At 52.3% G+C, this 22,880-nt stretch carries 16 protein-coding genes; 4 read left to right on the forward strand and 12 right to left on the reverse strand.

Going from position 1 to position 22,880, the window contains the following annotated elements:
• Positions 1–7: 7 nt before the first annotated feature.
• Positions 8–958, reverse strand: coding sequence for an ABC transporter permease (locus R50912_RS28910; RefSeq protein WP_042239798.1), 951 nt, complete (start codon positions 956–958; stop codon positions 8–10).
• Between the two features lie 358 nt (positions 959–1,316).
• Between R50912_RS28910 and R50912_RS28915 the strand changes: the two genes are divergently transcribed.
• Both R50912_RS28915 and R50912_RS28920 read left to right on the forward strand, forming a co-directional pair.
• Positions 1,317–4,082, forward strand: a complete 2,766-nt coding sequence (locus R50912_RS28915) for an alpha-mannosidase (RefSeq protein WP_042239800.1) — start codon at positions 1,317–1,319, stop codon at positions 4,080–4,082.
• A gap of 28 nt (positions 4,083–4,110) precedes the next feature.
• A complete protein-coding gene (locus tag R50912_RS28920; protein WP_081956704.1) occupies positions 4,111–5,391 on the forward strand; it encodes a glycoside hydrolase family 125 protein in 1,281 nt (426 codons plus the stop codon).
• Positions 5,392–6,220: 829 nt separating this feature from the next.
• On the opposite strand, the gene deoC is transcribed toward R50912_RS28920, so the two are convergent.
• From deoC to R50912_RS28955, 7 genes are all read right to left on the reverse strand, one after another.
• Entirely contained in the window at positions 6,221–6,898 is a 678-nt protein-coding gene (gene deoC / locus R50912_RS28925; protein WP_042239804.1) for a deoxyribose-phosphate aldolase, read from the reverse strand.
• Between the two features lie 127 nt (positions 6,899–7,025).
• Entirely contained in the window at positions 7,026–8,783 is a 1,758-nt protein-coding gene (locus tag R50912_RS28930; protein ID WP_042239806.1) for a methyl-accepting chemotaxis protein, read from the reverse strand.
• Between the two features lie 201 nt (positions 8,784–8,984).
• A complete protein-coding gene (locus R50912_RS28935) occupies positions 8,985–10,439 on the reverse strand; it encodes a SulP family inorganic anion transporter (protein WP_042239808.1) in 1,455 nt (484 codons plus the stop codon).
• A gap of 198 nt (positions 10,440–10,637) precedes the next feature.
• A complete protein-coding gene (locus tag R50912_RS28940; RefSeq protein ID WP_042239809.1) occupies positions 10,638–11,714 on the reverse strand; it encodes a bifunctional 3-deoxy-7-phosphoheptulonate synthase/chorismate mutase in 1,077 nt (358 codons plus the stop codon).
• A gap of 496 nt (positions 11,715–12,210) precedes the next feature.
• Entirely contained in the window at positions 12,211–14,487 is a 2,277-nt protein-coding gene (locus tag R50912_RS28945) for a PAS domain-containing hybrid sensor histidine kinase/response regulator (RefSeq protein ID WP_052416749.1), read from the reverse strand.
• Positions 14,488–14,675: 188 nt separating this feature from the next.
• Positions 14,676–15,065 carry a response regulator gene (locus R50912_RS28950; RefSeq protein ID WP_042239810.1) on the reverse strand — a complete coding sequence of 130 codons (390 nt, stop codon included), beginning with the start codon at positions 15,063–15,065 and terminating at the stop codon, positions 14,676–14,678.
• A 149-nt stretch (positions 15,066–15,214) separates the two neighbouring features.
• Positions 15,215–15,889, reverse strand: a complete 675-nt coding sequence (locus R50912_RS28955; protein ID WP_042239812.1) for a Na-translocating system protein MpsC family protein — start codon at positions 15,887–15,889, stop codon at positions 15,215–15,217.
• 346 nt (positions 15,890–16,235) lie between these two features.
• On the opposite strand from R50912_RS28955, the gene R50912_RS28960 reads away from it, so the two are divergent.
• A complete protein-coding gene (locus R50912_RS28960) occupies positions 16,236–17,348 on the forward strand; it encodes an LLM class flavin-dependent oxidoreductase (RefSeq protein WP_042239814.1) in 1,113 nt (370 codons plus the stop codon).
• 75 nt (positions 17,349–17,423) lie between these two features.
• Here the strand turns inward: R50912_RS28960 and R50912_RS28965 are convergent, their stop codons facing one another.
• Positions 17,424–18,290, reverse strand: coding sequence for a helix-turn-helix domain-containing protein (locus R50912_RS28965; protein ID WP_042239816.1), 867 nt, complete (start codon positions 18,288–18,290; stop codon positions 17,424–17,426).
• A 114-nt stretch (positions 18,291–18,404) separates the two neighbouring features.
• On the opposite strand from R50912_RS28965, the gene R50912_RS28970 reads away from it, so the two are divergent.
• Entirely contained in the window at positions 18,405–19,655 is a 1,251-nt protein-coding gene (locus R50912_RS28970; protein WP_042239818.1) for an MFS transporter, read from the forward strand.
• Here the strand turns inward: R50912_RS28970 and R50912_RS28975 are convergent.
• From R50912_RS28975 to R50912_RS28985, 3 genes are read right to left on the reverse strand one after another with little or no spacing between them, the layout of a single operon-like run.
• The gene (locus R50912_RS28975; protein ID WP_042239821.1) at positions 19,652–20,758 is read right to left on the reverse strand and encodes a protein-glutamate methylesterase/protein-glutamine glutaminase; all 1,107 of its coding nucleotides are present in this window, start codon (positions 20,756–20,758) and stop codon (positions 19,652–19,654) included. The two genes, R50912_RS28970 and R50912_RS28975, sit on opposite strands and share 4 nt — an antisense overlap.
• A 38-nt stretch (positions 20,759–20,796) precedes the next feature.
• Positions 20,797–21,231: a chemotaxis protein CheW gene (locus R50912_RS28980; RefSeq protein ID WP_042239823.1), complete on the reverse strand. Its 435-nt coding sequence runs from the start codon at positions 21,229–21,231 to the stop codon at positions 20,797–20,799.
• A gap of 24 nt (positions 21,232–21,255) precedes the next feature.
• Positions 21,256–22,863, reverse strand: coding sequence for a methyl-accepting chemotaxis protein (locus R50912_RS28985; protein WP_052416750.1), 1,608 nt, complete (start codon positions 22,861–22,863; stop codon positions 21,256–21,258).
• Between the last annotated feature and the right edge of the window lie 17 nt (positions 22,864–22,880).

Genomic DNA, 22,880 nt, shown 5'->3' on the forward strand with positions numbered 1-22,880 from the left:
CTCCTTTCTACCAGAGACTGTTCTCACTGGTGCGTTTGGCAATCCGGTTGACGGTAACCAGCAGAATTACGTTGACCACCGAGTTGAACAATCCGACAGCCGTAGAGAAGCTGTATTGGGCGTTCACTAGCCCGGCGCGGTATACATAAGTGGATATGACATCGGAAGCTTCCATATTGAGCGAATTCTGCAGCAGCAGAATTTTCTCGAAGCCAAGGCCCAGAATATTCCCCATATTCAGGATCAGCATGATCGTAATCGTGGGGATAATCGTCGGCAGGTTGATATGCAGCACCCGTTTGATCCGGCTTGCTCCATCCACAATGGCCGCTTCATGCAGCTGGGGATCTACGCCTGACAGAGCCGCGAGATAAATAATCGTTCCCCACCCGGTGCTCTGCCAGACGCCCGAGAAGACATACACGGTCTTGAACCAGGCCGGATCGGTCAGAAACTGCGCAGGCTCGAAGCCCAGGAATTCGATGGCCCGGACAATCATTCCGCTGGAGGGCGACAGGAAGGTAATAATCATCCCTGCCATAACAACGACGGAAATGAAATGCGGCGCATAGGTTACCGTCTGGACTGATTTTTTGAACGGGCCGTTGCGGACCTCATTGAAGGCCAGCGCCAGAATGATCGGCAGCGGAAACCCGATGGCCAGTTCATAGAAGCTGATACTGAATGTGTTCCAGAGCAGATCCCAGAAGAAATAGGAATTGAAGAACCGTTCAAAATGGTCAAAGCCTACCCATTCGCTGCCCGTAATTCCCTTCGAGGGTACGAAATTCTTAAACGCAATCTGAATACCGTACATCGGACCGTAATGAAAAACGAGGAAATACAGTAATGCGGGAAGCATGAACAGATAGAGCTCCCAATTTTGCCAGATTCTTTTGCCAAGGGACTTGTTCTTCAATGAAGGACTTCCGGATACTTCAGCATTACTCCCCTTCATTCTCCCACTCCTCTCTATGTTAGTTTTCATGACATTAAATCATGCAGCCGCTTCGCATTCTCGCTAATCACCTTCCTGCTAACGCTTACAACACCAAGTGTAGTGAAACTAAGCTGACATCGTAAATATGTAGGATGTGCATTGTCATGTTAAGGGAGTGTAAAACCGCGCCGCTGCAGGACTTTCCGGAATTGCCTGCTGTAGTTGCCCACGGTTAGCCTGCTGCCGCAAATATGTGAATTATGAACCTCTCTCCCCCCTGCAAAAGTTACATATTGTGATCCCCGGGCAGGTATGCAAACATTTGCTACGAATGCCAAGACTAAATATCCGACTGATGATATAGGAGGTTACTGTCATGACCCGTACAACCGCACACCTGATCTCCCACACCCACTGGGACCGGGAATGGTACATGCCTTACGAGCGTCACCACGTTCTGCTGGCGAAGCTGATGAATGAGCTCCTGGAAACTCTGGAGAAGGATGAACGCTACCGTTATTTCCACCTGGACGGACAGACCATTATTATTGAAGACTATCTTCAGATTCATCCGGAGAAAAGAGAGCAGCTGGAGAGATTCATCCTCGAAGGCCGTATTGTCATCGGCCCCTGGTATGTGCTCCAGGATGAATTCCTGACCAGCTCGGAGGCCAATGTCCGCAATCTGCTGATCGGCCATCAGGACGCGGCCAAATATGGCGTCATCTCCAAGCTGGGTTATTTCCCGGATTCCTTCGGCAATATGGGACAAGCCCCGCAGCTGCTCCGGCAGGCAGACATTGAGACTGCGGTGTTCGGGCGCGGAGTGAAGCCGACGGGCTTCGACAATATGGTCGGCGAGTTGAACAGCTCAAGCTATGAATCGCCTTACTCCGAGATGTTCTGGGAATCACCCGACGGCTCAAGCGTGCTGGGGCTGCTGTTTGCGAACTGGTACAGCAACGGCAACGAGGTGCCGGTAGATGCGGGTGAAGCCAAGGCCTTCTGGGACAAAAAAATCGCCGATGCCGGCAAATATGCCTCCACCCCCGAGCTGCTGTTCATGAACGGCTGTGATCATCAGCCGGTACAGCGTGATCTCGCCGATGCGCTGGAGACCGCGAGGAAGCTCTACCCGGACACGGATTTCGTCCATTCCAGCTTCGAGCAGTACTTGGAGGCGCTGGGTCCTTCGCTGCCTGAAGATCTGGTCACCGTACACGGAGAGCTGCGCAGCCAGCATACGGACGGCTGGGGGACGCTGGTGAACACCGCTTCCGCCCGCGTCTATCTGAAGCAGCTGAATCATCAGGGCCAGACCCTGCTGGAGAAGGGCGCCGAGCCGCTGGCTGCCCTGGCTTATCTGCTCAGCGGGCAGGCTTATCCCCACGCCCTGCTGACCTACGCCTGGAAGACGCTGATGCAGAATCATCCGCATGACAGCATCTGCGGCTGTAGCGTGGATGAGGTTCACCGCGAGATGGTTACACGCTTCGAGAAGAGCAGGCATGTCGGCGAGGCTATTATGGAGGAGAGCCTGAAGGCGATCTCCGGTCAGATTGGAACTATGGGCGTAGCCGCCTGGGGAGAATCTGCCATTCCCGTGACGGTCTTCAATACAACCGGCTGGGAACGCAGTGGTACGGTTAGTGTGGAGGTAGCGGTAGCCAAACGGTACTTCAAGGGAGGCCCGAATCCTGCGGCGATTGCCGAAGCGCTGGATCAGTTACCGCTTGAGCTTGCGCGCGGGCGGCTGCTGGGTGCGGACGGACGGGTCCTGGCCTGCAAGGCCGAGGATCTCGGCACCCGGTTCGGCTATGAGCTGCCGGACGATCAGTTCCGCAAGCCTTATATGGCGCGTATGGTCCGGCTGACCTTCGAAGCTGTGCAGATTCCGCCGCTTGGCTATACCACTTATGCCTGGGTGGAGTCACCGGGTAGCGCATCCGCTGGAGCTGCCGGGGCTGCTGCCAGCCCGCTTAGGCTCACCGAGACGGGGATGGAGAACGGATTCCTGGCCATCCAGATCCGGGAAGACGGCTCGTATGATGTGAAGGACAAGCACACCGGCAAAGTCTTCGCCGGACTAGGGGTTTACGAGAATTACGGGGATATCGGAAATGAGTATGTGTTCCGCCAGCCGGAGGGCGATGCTGCTCTGACTACCAAGGGACTGGACGCCCGCATCACGCTTGCCGAGCACGAGCCTTACCGCGTCACCTATGAAATCGTGCATGAATGGACCGTTCCGGCTTCCGCCGATGCCTCCTTCGAGGAGGAGAAGCGCCGGATGGTTCCGTTCCGCCAGCGCAAGGCGGGACGCTCTTCAGCCCAGGTCCCGCTGCGGATCGTAACCCGGATCAGTCTGGAGGCTAATGGGACCGGCATTCAGGTCTCTGCCACGTTCAATAACCAGGCCAAGGACCACAGGCTGCGCGTCCTCTTCCCTACGGATCTTGCCGCCTCCACACTCTTGGCGGATTCCATCTTCGAAGCGGCGGAGCGCGCCATTGAACCGGCTGCCGACTGGATCAATCCGAGCAATGCCCAGCACCAGCAGGCTTACGTCAGTGTGTCGGACGGCAGCGCGGGTCTTGTGGTCGCCAACAAAGGGCTGAACGAATACGAGGTCCTGCGTGACGGAAGCAATACCATTGCCGTAACCCTGCTACGCAGTGTGTCGGAGCTGGGGGACTGGGGCGTGTTCCCTACGCCGGAAGCCCAGTGCCTGGGTGAGCAGACCGCTCAATTCGCGGTTCGCCCTTATGCCGGAGATGCCGGGTGGCCGGAGGCCTTCGCCTGGGCCTACCAGTATCAGGTGCCTTGGTTCACTGTACAGACCGGCTGGCAGCAGGGCTCCCTGCCTGCCGAGTATCAGCCGCTGGAGTGGCAGGGCCGCACAATGGCCCTCTCCGCCTTCAAGCTGTCGGAAGAACATGAGGATATTATCCTGCGGTGGTACAATCTGGCGCATCAGGAGCAGGATTTTGCGCTCGTGCCGCATTTTCCCGTAGAGGCTGTACATGCCAGTGATATTCTGGAGCGGCGGAAACAGACAGCCATATTAGATGAAGGAATTCTGCGCAGCACCGCCGGCAAAGCCCAAATTGTAACTTATGCCCTGCAAACGGTACAACCCTAAATTCACTATGCCTGAGGAGGAATTAACGATGAACCTGCCAGCTTCCATTACCACCTATCTGAATGAGGCCGACGAACGGCTCAAGCATCACCCGAAACTGCAGCAATTGTTCCGCAATTGCTTCCCGAATACGCTGGAGACGACCACCAAGCTGCTGGAGGACGGCACCACCTTCGTGTTCACCGGAGATATTCCGGCCATGTGGCTGCGCGATTCGACGGAGCAGGTGCGCCACTACATTCCTTTTGCCAAAAACGATCCGGAATTGCAGCGCATTCTCCGCGGCCTGATCGCCCGCCAGATGTTCTATGTCAATATTGATCCGTACACCAACGCCTTCAACGAAACGGCCAGCGACAAGCATTACCGGGATACGGACGACTGCAATCTGAATCCGTGGATGTGGGAGCGCAAGTATGAGCTGGACTCCCTCTGCTTCGTTGTACAGCTGGCGTATATGTACTGGAAGGAAGCAGAGCAGCGCGATATCTTCGATGCTGCCTGCTACCAGGCGCTGACCTCCATTGTGAATGTTATCGAAACCGAGCAATATCACGGGGAGAAGTCGCCATACCATTTCATCCGGCAGACGCTTCAGGATACGGAAACTTTGCACAATAACGGACGCGGCATGCCTGTCAACTATACCGGCATGAGCTGGTCCGGCTTCCGGCCAAGCGATGACAGCTGCGAATTCGGCTACAACATTCCCTCCAATATGTTCGCCGTAGTCATTCTGGGTTATATCCGCGAGATTGCAAGCGAGGTCTACATGGACGAAAGACTGGCGGCACGGGCGGCGAAGCTGCGCAAGGAGATCGACTTCGGCATCCGTACCTACGGAATCGTGACTCACCCAAAATACGGCAGAATCTACGCCTATGAAACGGACGGATTCGGCAATTATTCCCTGATGGACGATGCGGGCACACCTGGACTGATGTCCATTCCTTATATTGGTTATGTTGGCGTAGAGGATGAGATTTATCAGAACACACGCCGTTTCGCCCTCAGCTTCGACAATCCCTTCTACTTCGAGGGCAAGCACGCCAAGGGCATTGGCAGTCCGCATACGCCGGGCGGTTATGTGTGGCACATGGCACTGTCCATGCAGGCGCTGACGGCAGACAACGATGAGGAGATCAAGGAGCTGATCGACATGCTGATCCGCACTGATGCGGATACCGGCTACATGCACGAAGGCTTCCACCCGGATGATCCAGCCGACTTCTCCCGCGAGTGGTTCGCCTGGTCCAATAGCCTGTTCGCCACGCTGATCGGCAAAGCGATGGATAAAGGGCTGTTCTAGGAAAGATGAATCGGCTTTGCCGTCCTTTTATGAGAGGCGGGTAGGCGGGTAGGCTTCTGTACAGCCGACTTCCGGAGATCCATTTCTCATACTTAGCTGATCTGCCAGACCACTAATGTATTTGCTTCGCAGAACCGGCAGCAGCCTCCTTGAATTCAAGGGGGCTGCTGCCGGTTTGTTGAGATGAAAATGCAGTGGGAGCAAGGCACGGAGCTGGTGAAACCTGGTGCACTAACGGCTAATGCGCCTCATTCACGCCTATCGGCTACTTTCAGCTAATTCAGGTGCACTAGTGCTCCTCAGTTCCGCCTGCCGGGTACTTCGCCCCCCTCATTTTACCCGTACTCGCTATTCCCTGAACAAAATCACCCCGAGGGGTGATTCAGGCTGGAGCCTATCATTGGAGCATTTCCGTAATTGGAACTTGGCGGATTCTTCCTGACGCCTCTGCCCGTAAGGTGGACTGAGATTCCGTTATGTTGGCAAATCTGATGAAATGGTAGGACGATCGGACTGAGATTCCGTTAAGCATCCGGATATCCGTCATTTTGGCCTCAAATGAACGATATAAGCGATTCTCAGTCCGTCTCATCCTTATTTATGGTTTTTTGGGCGAAATAACGACTTCTCAGTCCGCTTCACTCACCGGGTCCAATGATTTACGCATCCGGTGAATTCAGATGTACTTGTGCTCCCCATTCCCTCATCCCCCCCGCTTTCGGCGGACTCTGAGGGATGTATCTCTTTCCGAATTATATTTGTACAAAAACGGCAGCGCCCCTTGAAATCAAGGAGGGCGCTGCCGTATGTAGAGCGTTTCTTATTCTATTTAGTAGCTGCTCTGACTTTGTTCACCTTTGGCAATGGCTACGCCGCCGCTTGTCCCGATCCGGGTAGCGCCTGCTCCGACCATTACGAGGGCATCTTCCGCACTGCGCACACCGCCGGATGCCTTAACGCCGATATCAGGGCCGACAGTCGCCCGCATGAGTGCGATATCTTCCTTCGTTGCGCCTCCCGTGGAGAAGCCGGTCGAAGTCTTCACAAAGTCGGCTCCCGCTTCTACAGCGAGCTTACAGGCGCGGACCTTCTCTCCATCGGACAGCAGGCAGGTTTCAATGATGACTTTGGTTAGTGCTTTACCGCGGGCAGCTTCAACCACTGCGGCGATATCACGTTTCACCAGCTCGTCATTGCCGTCTTTCAATGCGCCGATATTAATAACCATATCTACTTCGCCAGCACCGTTAGCAATCGCATCGGTGGTTTCAAAGGCTTTGGTTTCCGGTGTGGACGATCCCAGCGGGAACCCGATTACTGTACATACTTTTACTTCCGGCGTATCCTTCAGCACGGCATAGGCCGTGGACACCCAGGCCGGGTTCACACAGACCGAAGCGAATTTGTATGCTTTGGCTTCCTCAGCCAGCTTGATAATATCGTCTTTACGGGCATCCGCCTTCAGCAGCGTATGATCAATAATCCCGGATATTGTAGTTTCACTCATTATTAATTCCTCCATGTAATCGGTAGTAGATGTTCGCATTCCTTGTAATCATACCAATAGTCGAACACTTTGGAAAGCCGGAGAGCGAGCACCTGCTACTGCGCCCGATCAACACTCGAATCGCCGCCTATACCTTCACCTGCCGGATAGCCTCCCGCAAGTCGCCCGTGTTCGCGCTGATCATCATCGAAGCCTCGTACACTTCTTTGATCTTCTCCAGTTGAAGACCTGTAAGCTCACGGATCTGCCTTGTCTGCTCCGAGACACCTCCGGCAATGGAGGCCATGCTGCCCACCGTTGCAGCAACCTCCTCCGAGCCTGCAGACAGCTGCTCTGCCGTCGCGGAGACATCGATGATCTGTCCGGCCACCTCACGAAAAGCGGCCGAGGCTTCCAGCAGCGCAGCTTCTGCTTCAGCAGACATCCGCACACCTTCACTGACTTCATGGGAAGCGTCCGTCATTTGCGTACCGATGCTTGCCGAGGCATTGCCGATATGAATCAGTAAATCGGCTACCCGCTCGACAGAAGCCGCAGAGCCCTCTGCCAGCTTGCGTACCTCTCCGGCTACGACAGTGAAGCCCCGCCCGTGTTCTCCCGCGCGCGCTGCCTCAATCGAGGCATTCAGCGCAAGCAGCTTCGTCTGATCGGCGAACTGCCTGATCGAAGCCAGCGCCCCCTCAATTTCATTCGTATAGCCTTGCAGCAACAGCACGATATCCAGAGTATCGCTGGTAGATACGGAAATCGACTTCATCTGCTGATTTGTGTAGTTCATGGCGTTCTGGGAGGACTCCACCATATCCAGAGCCTTGACCGCGAATTCGGAGACAGCGGCCGAAGCGGCCGAAATACGTGAAATGCCCTGCGCCATCTCATCCATTGCCATAGCGCTGCTCTGCGCCCCTTCCGTCTGTGAATGGGCACCGGCGTAGATGTCGCCTATTCTCCCATTGACAGCCTCACTCATCTTCAGCACATCATCGGCATTCCTGGCGAATGTCTCGGAGGAGCCGTAGAGAGAATCGGATGCCGTGGACACACCAGACACCATCCCTCTCACTCTGGAATTCAAATCTCCTGACATCTGAAGCATCGCCAGATAAGCCGTTCCAATCTCATCCCGGGACTTGACCGGACGGCCATTCAGAATCCGCGCGGCCTCAGCCAAGTCGCCCCTGGCCATGGTGCCCGCACTCTCCGTGATCGTCCCCAGAGGACGCAAGGACCGGGACACAAACCAGGCCAGCACCGCCAAAGCGGCCAGGGATAAGGCGAGAATAATACCATAGAGAGGCAGACTTTGGATCAGGACATCACGGGTCAGGCTGCTAAGGACAGCGACATCGGTATCAATGCCCAGCGCCCCGATCAGAGTCCCGTCAGCCCCTTTCACCGGCACAAATGCCGAGATATAATCCCCATATTGAGGATTCATGATCAGCGGCGTACTCGCATTCTCTCCGGCAAGGACCGCCTGAACTGCAACCGCCGGCATATCTGTACTTTCATTAATCTGTGAAGCCAGCGGGTCCCCCTCCGGTCTGCCGTCAATCATCAGCTGCGGCTGATTAGCTTCATCGATCCTGACAAAGTATACATAACGGGCACCGATCGACACCCGGAACTGATCCAGTTCATTGCGGAGCGACCAATACAGGTCCGATTCCCGGGGATCGGCCAGGAATTCGCTGTAACGGCCGGCATCCATCTGCGTAACATAATGGCTGGCAATACTCATGTTGTAACTGCTGATCGTCCCTTTCACCGCTGTTCCGGTGTTCGCCCGCTGAATGGCAATGTTCCCTGCTGTGATACATAGAATGACTACAGTCATGATGCAGAGGATACGAGCAATAAGTCTTGTTCGGATAAAAGAAAACATGAAGGCCTTCCCTTTCGCGCACGGCAATTGCGTTGTTAAAGTAGGGTCATTCCTGAACATGCAATGACAAATGTCCCTCTACCGGAAAATTTCGACAACTTTTTCGAAAATCCTTTTTCCTGCCGCAAAAGATACTACATAAAAAGAGACCGCCTTTGAAGCCATAAACAGCTCCAAAGACAGCCTCAATACATTTACCCTTCAATGCCCGCCCGACAAGCTCAGGCCGATCCGCTTCACCAGCCGGGCACTTTCTTCATTTAATCCGGTAATCGTTACCTTTTTGCCGAGTGCCGCGTATTTGTCCAGCGTTTTGGCAATAGCCCCCACCGCCGACTGATCCCACACATGAGAATGGGAGAAGTCGATAATCACCTGCTGCGGATCACTCTCATACATAAATTCATGCACGAAATGACTGGTTGTACCGAAGAACAGCTGGCCGGATACTTTGTAGGTAGTTACAGATGCTGCCGTATGGACACTGAGCTTTATTGAAGCCATTTTCCAGGCAAAAGACAAAGCGCTCAGCAGAACACCGAACAGTACACCGATCGACAGATTATCTGTCACTACCACAGTAACTACCGTAACGATCATGACCAGTGCGTCGCTGAGCGGCACCTTGGCTAATGTCTTCAACGAACCCCACTCGAAGGTGCTGATGCAGACCATGATCATAACACCGACCAAGGCGCCCATCGGAATCTGCTTAACCACATCGCCCAGAACGAGAATCAGGAACAAAAGAAAGATCCCCGATACAAAAGTAGACAGCCGTGTACGTCCGCCCGATTTCATATTAACCATCGACTGGCCGATCATTGCACAGCCTGCCATCCCGCCGAAGAAGCCGGTAACGATATTGGCCAGGCCTTGTCCCTTCGCTTCCCGGTTCTTGTTACTGCCGGTGCCGGTAATATCATCAATCAGCGTTGCGGTCATCAGGGATTCCAGCAATCCGACAACAGCTAGCGATAGTGAATAGGGCAGAATGATCAGCAGTGTATCCAGCGTGAAGGGAAGATCCGGCAGATGGAACACCGGCAGAGCCGAAGTAATGGTGCCCATATCGCCTACGGTCCTCACATCCAGATTAAGAACAATACTGAGTATGGAAACTGCGATAATCGCTACAAGTGCCGAAGGGACAGCCTTCGTGATCCGCGGAACCGTATAAATGATAATCAGTGTAAGTGCCACCAGTGCATACATCATCCAGCCCTGTCCTTCAAAATGCACAAGCTGGGCCATGAAAATAAGAATGGCTAATGCGTTGACGAAGCCGGTCATTACCGGCTGCGGCAGGAACGTGATGAATCTGCCAAGCTTCAGCATCCCCATTAGAATCTGAAAGATTCCCGCCAGTACGGTAGCCGCGAACAGGTACTCAATTCCGTGTGAAATCACCAGGCTGCCGACCAATAGTGCCATCGCCCCGGTTGCCGCGGAGATCATGCCCGGTCTTCCGCCGGCAAATGCCGTCACAATAGCAATACAGAAAGATGCGTACAATCCAACCATCGGGCTTACACCGGCGAGGATGGAGAAAGCAATCGCTTCAGGGATTAAGGCAATCGCCACGGTCATACCCGACAGAATGTCGCTCCGTGTGTTGGAGAACCAACCGTTGTTGTATAAGCTTAACTGCTTCAAATTGTGCTGCTCCTCCTGTGTCTTGTTATAAGGTTATAGGCTCTAACCATAGAGCCTGGGTCAGGTGCAACGCCAATACTTGTTATTGTACCTGACCCTCCTTAACCTCCACAAAAGTGCAAACTATTCTTGTAAGCGCTAATTACAGCGTCATTCTCATTAATTCTTCTATTTCCGTATAAATTCTAGATATTTAGATTAACGGTACAGTCCGGAGGCTTTCACTTCATTGAAGAAGGTGTTGAACTCTTCAATATTAAGCTGCTGCGCCGCATCCGATAAGGCGGTTGCCGGATCGGGATGCACTTCCACCATGATGCCGTCGGCTCCGGCGGCAAGTGCGGCTTTGGCACATGGGATCAGGATATCCTTGCGTCCGGTGGAATGGGTCACATCGACCAGCACCGGCAGATGGCATTCCTGCTTGAGAATCGGTACTGCCGAAATATCCAGCGTATTGCGGGTCGCTTTCTCATAGGTACGGATGCCGCGTTCAATCAGTATGATCTCCATGTTACCCCGGGACATAATGTATTCTGCCGCATGGACGAATTCGTCCAGTGTCGCCGACAAACCGCGCTTCAGCAATACCGGCTTGTTCACTTCCCCTACCGCTTTGAGCAGTTCGAAGTTATGCATATTCCGTGCACCGACCTGAATAACATCGACATAATCAAGAGCCTCCTCAATATGACGAGGGTCTACAATTTCACTGATGGTCAGAAGCCCGTATTCATTCGCCGCTTCACGCAGAATTCTCAGGCCATCCATCCCGAGTCCCTGGAAATCATACGGGGAGGTACGGGGCTTGAAGGCTCCGCCGCGCATCACCTTCACGCCTGCCTTCTGCAGGGCAGCGGCAACTGTACGGGTCTGCAGCTCACTCTCCACCGAGCAGGGTCCGGCAACCATCAGCGAAGATAATCCGCCGACGGTTACATTACCCGGAAGGGTAATTACTGTATCTTCAGCGTGATTTTTGCGGGCTACCAGCAGGGATTTCTTATGCTCCGTGCTTTGCAGATCCAGTGAAGCAGAGAAAATCTGCTTGAACAGGGTACGGATCGTGCCGCTGGTGAACGGTCCCTTGTTGCTTGCGACCAGCTTATCCAGCATGGCTTTCTCGCGTTCAGGATCGAACTTCGGCACGCCCTGCTTCTCTTTGAGTGCTCCAATTTCCTGCACGATTCCCGCACGCTCCGAGATCAGCTCCAGCAGTTGTCCGTTAATTTCATCAAGCCTTGCTCTCAGCTTATCCAATTCCACATTACTCATTTCCTGACACTCCCTTTTGTAGTTAATAGTTAATCCTATGAACGAACGCAAAAAGGCCCCCCGTCGCAAGGGACGAGGAGCCGTGGTACCACCCTTATTTAGAGATGAATCCTGCTGACGCGTCAGCATCCGGTAAGCTGTTACCTCATCCCGGACCGGATTAACTCTGTCTTACACCCGTTAACGCTGGAAGCGGGCCTCCCTACTCATACCTGCTGCAGCAGTGTACTTCAGGAGCCGACTCGGAAGTGAACTTCGGCACTAAGCGTCAAATGAGGGTGCTCTCAGTCTCCGGCACACCTTCCCTGTTAAGATCTGCTATAAAGTGCTTACTCTCTTCGTCATTGTCATTTAATGGTATATCGATGCGTCTTATGCACCGGTTTCTGCTATCTTAATCAAAATGACTTCCACATGCAAGATGTCGGAGTGACGTATTGCAGCTTTAACGCAAAAATGTGAATGGGTGATGAACAAACGGAAGACTGCCTGCAAATTAAAAGAATTTCCCGATAACATTCACTATAGTCTCGCTTCTCAGCGGCTTGCTGATATACTCGTCCATTCCCGCTTCAATGCATAATTCCCGGTCGCCTTTCAGCGCATTAGCCGTTACGGCAATAATGACCGGCTGCGAGTCTGCCGGCTGCGTCTGCCTGATTCTCAATGTGGCCTCCAGGCCGTTCATGCCGGGCATCTGCACATCCATGAAGATCAGGTCATAGCTGCGCTGAGAGACCATCTCGACTACCTGCAGCCCGTCTTCCGCAACATCGACGGCGAACCCGCGCTTCTCCAGAATTTTGCGCAGCACAATCTGATTAATAACATTGTCTTCAGCCACCAGGATGCGCAAAGAACGGCTGAGCTGCTGCGGACTCAGCAGGCCCGGCTCCGCCCCCTCAGCAGTCAGAGCCTGCTTCTCGGTCCGGAGCACCACTGTAAATACAAAAGTTGCCCCCTGCCCGGTCTGCGGCTCCAGCTGAATCCTGCCTCCCATCATTTCAACCAGCTGCTTGCTGATCGCCAGCCCCAGGCCACTTCCTTCATGTTTGCGGCTCATGGAATGATCCAGCTGGTAGAACGGCTCGAACAATTGGCTGCGGGCATCCTCCGGAATGCCTATTCCTGTATCCGCCACTGTAAATTGCAGCGTTACCCCATCAGCAGCCTCTTCTCCCCTTATCCTTTGCACGCCTACCTTTATCCCGCCCGTGTAAGTGAACTTCACTGCATTGCCGACCAGATTGATCAGGATCTGCTTCAAGCGTTCTCCGTCCCCGATCAGATCAGCGGGCACCTCCGGTCCCACCTCCACCTGGATGGTTAGGCCCTTATTCTCCGCTTTAAGCTGCAGCAGCTCCAGAGCAGACTCTATGCAGTGCTGAAGGACAAACGGTTCTTCATGCAATGAGGTTTTGCCAGCCTCTATCTTGGATAGATCCAGAATATCGTTAATGATATTCAGCAGGGATTCCCCGCTCTGGCGGATGATTTCCAGGTACTCCCGTTGCTGAGAATCCGGATCACTGAGGTCCAGCAGCAGATCGGTCATCCCGATCACCCCGTTCATCGGCGTGCGGATTTCATGGCTCATCATAGCCAGGAACTCGCTTTTGGCCCGGTTCGTATTCTCGGCGGTTTCTTTGGCGATCAGCAGCTTCTTCTGCTCGGTAATATCCTTGACGATTATATAAAAGCCCACCGTCTCCTTGTTGATTATGATAGGGGCAAGGGTTGTCAGCACCTCCACGGAATGCCCGTCCTTATGCCAGATGAGGTCGATGCTCCGTTCCATGGAACCCTTCTTCTGGCAGAAGCTGATCACGTCGTGAAGATGGTGGTTCCCGATAATCCGGCCGACACTCATTCCCACCAGCTCAGGAATGGTGTAGCCTGTCAGCTGCACGGCCTTCTCATTCCCATTGATGATGTTCCCTTCCAGATCCAGGGAAATAATCGCATCATGGTTATATTTCTTCAGCGAGGTATACCGCTCTACCGATTCCTGCAGCTTCTGCTCCATAATCTTACGCTGTGTCACATCACGGCCTACGGCAAGCACGCTCCAGCTCCCGCTGTCTTCCACAATCCGCAGCGTGAATTCAATCCAGAGATACCGCCCGTCCTTATGAAGAATCCGCAGCTGCACACTCTGAAGCTCAGCCGCCTGCGGAGCGCTCATAAATTCCATATCCTCGGGGTAAACCAGTCCGCGGATATCACAGCCGATCAATTCCTCAGGCTTATACCCGAGTACTTCTACAATCGAAGGAGAACAGTATCTGCAGATACCATCCGGGGTTGCATAATATACAATGTCTCGAATATTGGCTGCGATCAGGCGGTACAGCTCATCTGGCGGTGCAGGAAGTTCATCCATGGACTTAGCTTCCGGGTGCCGCAATCCGGCCAGATGAACGATATAATACAAGCCCATTCCCGTAGAGGGCTCGCTAATCAGAGAAACATGCAGCAGTACTGCAACTACAGAGCCGTCTGCATGCCGGAAATTTAGCTCACATTCAAAAAAGGGAGCCTCTCCCGCTTTTAGGGTGCCCATCTTTTGCCTATGTATCTCCAGGGAATCTTCATACAGAAACTCCGTGAGGCCATGTCCCAGCAATCGTTCTTCCGTGTATCCAAGTAACAGGGTTACCGCCGGATTCACACTAGTCCATTCTTCGGAAATGGAGAGAAATGCAACTCCGGCAGTCCCCTTTTTGAATGCCTGTTCGAATGGAGAAGAGATCTCCGTATGTTGTCTTAGCATAAATTCCACCGCCCGTTCGTGGAGTAATACATGCATTATTAGTTCAAATCTGTAATATAAATATCTTGCATATCCGGGCGAAAGTCAAATGATTCTGTCGGATTATATTAACCCGCGAACCAGCCTTCAGACAGAGTTCTCCCCAGTTCCCGCCTTTGTTCAATCCATTCCTGCATTACATTATCCTTTTAGAGCCCACCGTCCAGCAGCCTCTTCACCGTTTCAGTGAAGGCTTTTACCTGAAAAGGTTTGGTAATGTATGAAGCAAAACCCTTATTCCTGGCTTTTTCAATATCCGATAATTGAGCAAACGCACTGGTTCCCAGTACCGGAATGTGGCAAGTAGCCTCATCCTGCTGCAATATTTCCAGAGCTTCATATCCGTTAAGGCCGGGCAGCCCGATATCCAGGATGATCAGATCCGGCAGTTCTTCACGGGCCATACTTAGCCCGAGCTCTGCCGTTTCGGCTTTCAGCAGCAATATGGAGGGCAGGTTTCTTTTGAAGATATGATGCATTAGGGCCATGTTGAGTTGATTATCTTCCACATATAATACTGTCTGCTTGTACTCCTCCATTCGGCATATCCTCCTAAAAAGTCCCAGCACAACAGCCCCTAAACAGGCAGAAAATAAAAAAGCCGAAGAAAGGGACAATTCCCCCTTCTCCGGCTCATGTTCGGCTCATTCGCATGTCCGACTCATTTCCGCCTTATTTATAGTTAAACTTAATGAAAAGTATAAGCTATCACACTGGTATCCTTGTCGAAATCCCAATCCACGTATATATCCGACAGTTCCTTGCCAAGCATCGGGGCAATCGTGGTGGTATCCTCCAAATATCGTTTTTCCATCTTACGTTTGGTAGTCTTAAGCGTATTCTCATAACCAAGGCTAATCAGTTCCTTCTCCAGCGGGATCAGGATACCCTCACGTTTGATAATCAGGACGCGCGGGCCAAGCCACCAGGAGTCGGTATAGACCGGTTCCTTCTGAACCTTTCTGCTAACTTCATTTATCTGGGCATGGACTTCTTGACGCCCGGCATAATCGTCAATGACCATAACGTCATTCTTAATGAGCGCAACGATCATTCCAGACGCATTATGTATACCCCAGTCATAGAAAATCTCGCCAACCTCCATAGCCGTCATTTCCTTCAGGTAGGCCGCAAGCTCGGGCAGCAGAGACTTCATCAGAAGCTCTCTCGTATAGCGAAACGCCTGTTCTTCTTCCTTATTTAACAAAAATTTCTCCACAGGTCCGATAAAATTACGAATATGCAGCGCTATACATTGCTTTCCGATAGAGGCGTGTATGGATTCAGGCCCTTTCCCAAAGCGTTCCCGCAGTAATCTTCCTGTGAAACTGGAAAGTTGGCTAGTAAGTTCTGTAGTGCTCATTCAATTTCCTCCAGCATAATATTCTTGTGTCTGTGTTATAGGTATGGGGAGACGCTCCGCCTGCTGAAAAAACGGTTCGTCACTTTAGTATAATCTCAACCGGGGGACTTCGTATATATATAAATACATAAAAGTTAGAAAGGGCAACCAGTGCTCCCGGTATATGGTATGCAGGGCACAACATTAGTATTGCTGCTTATCTGCTTATCTCCTCATATCACAAACTTACACTCATATACTTACATTTTGTAAGTCGTTATGGTATAGTAGAGTATATCCTTGCTGTAACGGACAAGCTTAAGCTTTAAACATACTAAATATTCTGGATAATAAGGGGTCTGTACCAATGAACAATCAAGGGAATGATCAAGCGAAGCAAGCGGCTGAACCGGAGTTCGAGTTCGGTATTTATACACTCGGGGATATCGTAACCGATTGCCAAACGGGGCAGCGGATTAGCCCCCGCCAGCGGCTCCATGAAGTGATTGCTGCCGCGAAGCTTGCCGATGAAGCGGGTCTGGATGTATTCGGCGTAGGTGAACATCACCGGCTGGATTTCGTCATCTCCTCAGTACCGGTTGTGCTGGCAGCTATTGCCCAGGTTACAGAGCGGATTAAGCTTACCAGTGCAACCACTGTACTGAGTACGATTGATCCGGTTCGTGTCTTCGAGGATTTCGCCACTCTGGATCTGCTGTCGGACGGCCGGGCGGAGATTATCGCCGGGCGCGGCGCATTCCTGGAATCCTTCCCGCTGTTCGGCTATGAGCTGGAGGATTACAAACAGCTGTTCAGCGAGAATCTCGACCTGCTGCTCACGCTGAACCAGCATGAGGTCATGAACTGGGAAGGCAAGTTCCGCTCCCCGCTGCATAACGCCGAGATTGCCCCGCGTCCGCTGCAGCAGAAGCTTCCGCTCTGGGTGGGCATCGGCGGTTCGGCCGAAAGTGCCCAGAAGGCCGGAGAGCTGGGTGTAGGTATGGCCATCGCTATTCTGAGCGGCAGCCCGGAGCCTTTCCAGAATCTGGCCCACACCTACCGCCGCTCCGGCGCAGCAGCAGGGCACAGACCGGAAGACTTGAAGATTGCCATCACAAGCCACGGTTACATAGCCAAGACCTCCCGGCAGGCATTGGATGAGTACTATCCTTATTACTACAGCTACCGCAATGCGATTAGCCCGAAGCCCGGCCAGGAATACCGTGTCTCACGCGAAGAATTCGGCCGGTTCACCTCTCCGGACAATACCTTGGCCGTGGGCAGCCCGCAGCAGATTATTGAGAAGATCCTCTATCAGCATGAGCTGTTCGGCCATCACCGCTTCATGACCCAGCTGGATATCGGCGGCCTTCCCTATGCCAAGGTGGCAGAAGCCATTGAGCTGCTGGCAACAGAAGTAGCTCCGGTTGTGCGGCGCGAGCTCGCCAAGAAGCGCAGCGGCATCTCTTCCCCCCAATAATAAACAGAACCAAAAAGGTTGCCGCCCGGTGATAGGGCGGCAACCTTTTTGTGCGGAAATTAAAGAGTATATGTATCAGAATATATCCGGCAGATGTATCCGGCACACCTGCTGCAGCGCTTCATAACTGTCATTGAACTCAAGCTGCCGGAGAATATCCAGGTAACCCAATAACTGCTGGGTATCGTCTTTATGCTTCAGACAGAGCAGCGTGATCTCATGGTACACCAATGTGACAATTTTATCGTACAGCAGATTCGTCTTATCCGCTAAGGGCAGCGCTTTTTTAAGGAAGAACAGGCTTTGCTCGTAATTATGCTCTTTCAGGCAAATTTTCGCGATATTCTGCATCAGATGCTGCTGGATGGTCCGGCTCTCGGCAAAGTCATGGTATTTATCAAACTCATCTGCAGCCCTTAGTCCAAAAAAGATCGCGTCTCCGCTGCTTAACGTAAACAGGAAATTATTCAGCAGCTTGAACTCATACAGATACCATATATCCGCACCCATCAGATAAGGCTTGATCTCCCCGGCTAATTCGCTTAACTGCCTGATCTCATCCTCCCGCTGATATTGAATCAGAAAACCCTGGCCCAGCAGATACAAATGATAATAAGCCTCCGTGCGCGTCACCCCGTACAAGAAACGGCATTCATGGCTGATCGTTCTAACTTTGTCGAATTCATAACGGTTCGCCGCCTCCACCAGACTTAAGTGAAGCGTACGTTTCTCCGGCTGTGCATAGCCATTCTGCAGGAACAGCAGCTCTTCAAGGGACATTTCCAGCTTGTCCAGCAGGAGGATCAGCTTGTCATATCCGGGATAATATTTACCGCCCTCAAAGCGTGACAAGTTGGAACGGCTCATAATCCCATCCGCCAGAATCGACTGGTTGATTCCTTTGGAGGAACGGATTTGCCTGATTGTAGAGCCCAGAAACATGATATCACCCCTCCGCTCTGCCGTGTGAGTATACAGCACAATTTTCCGGTCTGATTTTCATTGTATGCTACACTCGGCACAAATCAAAATATAAAAAGCAGGGGAAGGATTATCATGGGCTTTCATTTGTCACGGAAACTAAACCGTAGAGTATGGAACATTCTGGCCGGCACCTTTTTCACGAGAACTGCACTATTTATGAGCGTCCCTTATCTGGCCATCTTTCTGACGAGCCAAAAACATCTCTCCATCTTCCTGGCCGGCTGTGTTCTCAGTATCAATCCGCTGGTGAATGTGCTCTTCAGCGGCTTCGGAGGGGCGCTTGCGGACCGGCTGCCTCTGCACAAAATCATCGCCGTTGTCCCCATAATCTGGGGAAGCCTATTCATTCTGTTCTATTATGCGGACGGCTTCCCGGCCTTCCTGCTGCTTAACGGCCTTAACGGATTATGCTACTCCATCTTCGAGCCTGCCAGTAAAAAAGTACTGTCCACCGAAACGCTCCCGGAGAACCGGCTGCTCGTCTTCAATCTGCGGTATACGGCGATAAATCTGGGCTGTTTTCTCGGCCCGCTGTTAAGCCTGATGTTCAATATGAAGCTGACTCTCTTTCCTTATGTTATTCTGGGCGTGCTTTATATTCTGTATGGCGTCTCCACACAATTCTTCTTCCGGCACGGGGGCCGCATCCACGCTTCTATTGCATCCCGGGGTATCGGCAGCCTTAAGAATCTTGGTGCAATTCGCAAGGACTATGTATTCCTCCTCCTGCTGGCTGGAATGAGCTTCTCCTTCTTCGGGTATTCTCAGCTGAACGGAACCGTATCCCAATATTTAAACGCCACTTCTGCCTTGGCCGACGGTGCCCGGATGTATTCGGTGATCCTGTCGCTCAATGCGGTTGTTATTCTGGCTGCGCAATTTGCCGTGCTGCGCTGGATCTCGAAGTGGAATCCTTTCCACGTGGTACTCGCCAGTAATCTGCTGATTGCCGCAAGCTTTCTGTTCTTTGTGTTGCCCGTCTCCCCGTTGATGCCGCTGCTGTTCATTATAGTGTTCAGTCTGGGGGAGCTGCTGATTGGTGCGCGGTTCGATGCCTTAGTGGATGAGCTGTCTCCGGAGAGTAATAAGGGACTCTATTTCGGCTGCTCGGAGTTTGTTAAGATCGGAACCACTTTCGGCCCTATGCTCGGGGCGGGTCTGCTAGGGCTGTACGGGGTAGAATCGCCTGTTCCGGTGTTCGGACTGATCGGCGGGATTACTGCTGCCGGGGCTGCTCTGATCGGAGGCGCAAGGTTCCAGCATCTGCGGAAGACCCGCTCACCAGAATTAATGGATGAAGAACCGGCTGCCCTAATCCGTTAATAATTATCTGAACTATTATGAAATATACTTATTATCTTTCCGGCGATTTGTGGAAGGGGCAAAATATGATCAATACACTTCAGCTCTACCGCAGCTCTGGGCATGCCATACACCACGCAGGTAGCCTCTGATTCGGCTATCGTGACGGACTGGAACGCAGCCTGCTTGGCCCGCTGCATCGCCTGTGCACCATCAGCTCCCATACCGGTCATAATGACGTAACCCTTTTTCAGCCCCTTCAGCCGTGTGACGGAATCGAACATAACCTCTACAGAGGGGCGGTGCCCATTCACCGTATTGTGCTCACTAATCACAATACGGTACGATCCGGCGCCGGTATTCTCTATTTCCATATGCTTGCCTCCGGGTGCAATATAGACATTTCCGGGCTCCAGGATTTGATGATGCGTTGCCTCCACCACATGCAGAGCGGCATGCTGATCCAGCCGCTGAGCAAGTGAAGCCGTGAATTTAACCGGCATATGTTGAACGACAACAACGGGAACCGCAAGATCCTCCGGCAAGGAGGTAAGCAGCGTCTCAAGCGCCTTAGGTCCTCCGGTTGAGGTGCCCACTGCGCATATCCCGCTGATCATTGGGGATGTTCGTTTTCTTTCACGCTGAACCGAAGCCGCAGGCCCCGCCGTTTGGGCCGGCAGAGCACGCCGTTTGGGCGGCTCCCCTCCCCACTTTGTGACCGATTGATGAGAGGATGCCGCTGCCTGCAGCATCACCAGCAGTTCGTTCTGCTTGTTCCCGAGTTCTGCCGAGATGGAACCGGAGGGTTTAGCAATAAAGTCAACTGCCCCCAGCATCAAAGCCTGAATGGTAGCGTCGGCACCTTCCCGGGTGAGCGAGCTAACCATAATCACCGGAGTAGGCCTAAGCTTCATTATTTCCCCCAGCGCCTTCAGCCCGTCCATGATGGGCATCTCAACATCCATAGTCACCACATCCGGCTGAAGGGCCAGCACCTGCTGTACGGCCTCTAATCCGTTTCTGGCAACGCCGGCCACTTCAAAACCGGAAAACTCCTTAATCATTTCCGTCAGAAGCCTTCTCATAAAGGCAGAATCATCTACGATCAGTACGCGCTTATTCATTTCTTCGCCTCCTTGCTCCCTAATCCTGTAAATGAAACCTAACTGCCCGCTTCTTCAAATAAGTGCTCCAGTTTCAGCACACTGACAAGTCCATTGTCCGATTTGCCAATCCCCTCGAAGAACGTGCCGTTCAGGGTTCCCAGCCGTTCCGGCGGTGCTTGCATATCATGGATGCGCACCACCTTATTCACGTGATCCACGAGCACACCCACCTTCTCATCCTGGCGGTTGATTACTATTATCCGTGTACGTTTGGTCAACGGAATGTCTTCGAATCCAAAGCGTTTGCGTAAACTGATCACCGGTACGATCTTGCCCCTCAGGTTAATGACCCCTTCAACAAAAGCAGGAGTATGTGGAAGACGGGTGATTTCCTGCACACGGATAATTTCATGAATATCCTGGATCGGAATGGCATACTGTTCCTGGCCCATCCCAAATTCGACATATTGATTTGCTGTATCCAGCGTCATCTAGCTTCACCTGTCTTTCTCGGATTAAGACATCCGAAACGCTGCCAGCGACTCGTTCAGCTGAGCTGTGGAATCCACCAGATCATGCGAGGAGGCCGCAGTCTCTTCTGCACAGGCACAGACTTCCTGGCTGGCAGCCGCAATGCTCTGTACTGACCGTAGCACGTCGTCCGCCTGGGCTGCCTGTTCTTCGCTGGCCGCAGCAATTTCGGTGATTAACTGGGCCGTTTCACCCACAATCCCTTTAATCTTGTCAAAGGCGGCTGCCGCATCCAAGGAGGATTGCACTCCCAAACCTACTGCCGATACACTTTTTACCGTATTTTCCTGCATAGTCTCAATAATCTGAGAGATTTGCCGGGTAGCTTCCCCGCTCCGTTCCGCCAGCTTACGGACTTCGTCGGCCACTACTGCAAAACCTCTGCCGTGTTCACCGGCTCTGGCTGCTTCAATCGCAGCATTCAGTGCCAGCAGATTGGTCTGCTCCGCAATATCATCAATCAGATCGAGGATATTCCCGATTTTCTTGGAATCTTCCTGCAGCTTGTTCATCTGTTCGCTTGCCGCATTCATCTCATTGATCGAGGCATCGACTATACGCATATTCTCTGTAGAAATACCTACAGTCTGTTGATACATCGTGGATGCCCTTTCCGCATTCTGCGCTACTGAAGTAACGGCCATCGACAGTTCAGACACCAGCATCGTCATCGTCTGGGCATCATTAGCCTGATGTGTACTGCTTCTTACTACTTCTTCTGTGTTCATCGAAATTTCCCGCGAGGCTGTAGAGACTGTATGTGACAGAGTTACCGACTTTTCGATCAGTCCCTTAATTTTGCCAGTCATATTATTAATTGCGAGTGCCACCTGTCCAATTTCATCCTTGCTCTTGAGGTTAAGCGGTTCAACTGTAAGGTCGCCTGCAGTCAATCTTTCCATAACTATCTGAATCATCTTAAAAGCCGAACCAATTTTCCGGATATAGAGGAAACCCATGATGAAGGAAGCCATTAGCAGGGCTACGCTGACTGCAGCTACCTTTATGAAGGAAAGGTGAATTGATTCTTCAGAGCCCTTAACCTCGTTCACCATAAATGCCTCGACGATGCCTGATGCCGAATCGAGCTTGTCGCGTGCTTCCGTAAACTGATCCACCCGCAGCAGCTCATTTGTTACCTTTCTTTCCCCGGGAGACTGCAGCAGCTGGTCAATGATTCCAGTCCACTCCACGAACAGCATTCTGGCCTCTCCAAGCTCCCTCAAGATATCACTTCCGGCTTCACTTCTCAGGTCAAGAATCCGCCGGTCATTATAGGTCTTCAGGATATCTTCAGCCCTTCCTATTCTTTCGGCTACCTGGGCAATGTTCTCCCGGTAATCCGCAACGGCCTTCTCGTCTCCGGTAGCCAGATGTAGCTGTACCGCAGAATAAGCCTGATACATATCCCTGTCGGCATTGAGCATATATGAGGTCAAATTATAGCCGTGATCGTAGAATACGCGTTTCAAATTATTATCGGATGAAATTACCAGGTTAAGCGATAAATACGAAGTTAGAGCCATAGCTAGAATCGGAATCAGCAGGATGGACAGCAGCTTGGTTTTCACAGACATCTTCAGCTTTTTCATTTTTGTTCCCCGCATTC

The organism is Paenibacillus sp. FSL R5-0912, assembly GCF_000758605.1.
In the GTDB taxonomy this organism is placed as follows: Bacteria; Bacillota; Bacilli; order Paenibacillales; family Paenibacillaceae; genus Paenibacillus_AQ.